Origin of the sequence: Rhodoblastus acidophilus (assembly GCF_900187365.1) — a bacterium.
In the GTDB taxonomy this organism is placed as follows: domain Bacteria; phylum Pseudomonadota; class Alphaproteobacteria; order Rhizobiales; family Beijerinckiaceae; genus Rhodoblastus; species Rhodoblastus acidophilus.
The window spans coordinates 1-1,244 of record NZ_FYDG01000069.1 but is presented as its reverse complement, the minus strand read 5'-3'; the positions used below and the strand labels follow the sequence as shown (position 1 = coordinate 1,244).

The 1,244-nt window shown below is 66.9% G+C and carries 1 protein-coding gene; it reads right to left on the bottom strand.

The window, feature by feature from the left end; translation table 11 throughout:
• Window positions 1-100: 100 nt before the first annotated feature.
• A partial coding sequence (locus CFB24_RS22245; RefSeq protein WP_141098595.1) for a TniQ family protein occupies window positions 101-1,244 on the bottom strand: 1,144 nt, incomplete at its 5' end.

Below are 1,244 nucleotides of genomic sequence, written 5' to 3'. Positions count from 1 at the left end.
CCTTATCGGGCGTTATCGAAAACGGCTGCGAACGTTGTCGTGTCGCTTGCGCTTCATGCGTGGACCGCCCGGAATGTCGGAAAGTCGCAATTTGTGGGACTCAAGGCTCTGAGCGGCCGGCGCGAGCATAATTTGGGGATTCCGATTCACAATTTATGGGACCAAAAGAGCCGAAATTTGTGGGATTCGCGCATAATTTATGGAACTGCGCCGCAAGCCGGCCCCTGTGGGCCTGGCCCGCAGTGAATTTCGCGGCGGCCTCGGAGGCCAGTGGGCGGCGCAACTGGGCGTCGATGCGCCGGCGCGTCGCCTGGGGCCACGACCTCAAGGCTCGGCGTAGGCTCGCTTCCCCTTCGTCGTCAGCGACCGCCAACGTCGCGGCCGCGTGCTCGACCTGGTTTTCGGTCAGTCGCGCCACGGCGACGGCCAAGGCGTAGGTCTGCAACAGCGAGCCGCGCGCGAGGGCGTCGAGCCCCGGGCGAACCGGCTTGGCGAGAACGGGCGCGAAGCTATTATATTCAGGGGCGACAACGAGCAGGGCCTGTCGGGCGATCGGCCGGGTCAGAAAGGCGTGGTTGGCGCGGCGCGCTTCAAGCGAAAGCCGCGGCTGCTCCGCCAGGGAGGGCGGCGACGCGCGACGATAGGGCGCGGTCAGGAATTGCAGGAGATTTGGGACCGTCGGCATGCCCTGCTCCCCGATGCAATCGCGGTCCTCGGCCCAGGCCGCCAGCCTCGCGGCGCCTCGCCTCGCCAGCAGATCGAGGCGTTCGAGAACGCCGTCGGGAATAAAACTCTGCATCGGCCTCGTTCCGCGCGCCCACAGCCGGACGCCATGCGCGGAACACCAAAAGGTCCAGGGCAGCGCCGCGTCCTTCCGGCCAATCGTCGGGGTTTTCGCGCAGCACGGGCAAAAATATCTCGCGGTGGGGGCGATCATGAAGCGGGCGTGTGGCGCCAGGGTCGCGAAGGTCATCGCGTCGATCGAACGCGCGCTCAGCCCGGCGCGCGCCGCGATCAAGGCCCTCTGCCCCGTCGACAAGCCCTTTTCCAGCGTCAGCGCCGACGATCCCGCGAGCCTAAAGTGAGCGACGAGCGCGCTCGTCGACAAGCCATAAATCGGCGCGATCCGCGACAACCATGACGACAGGCGCTCTTCAGCCGCCGGGCGCGGCGCAACCGGCAAGAGCAGAGCGAGCGCCGCCCGGGTCAAACCGCCTCTCCCAGCAGTGTCGAGGTCGCCTTCG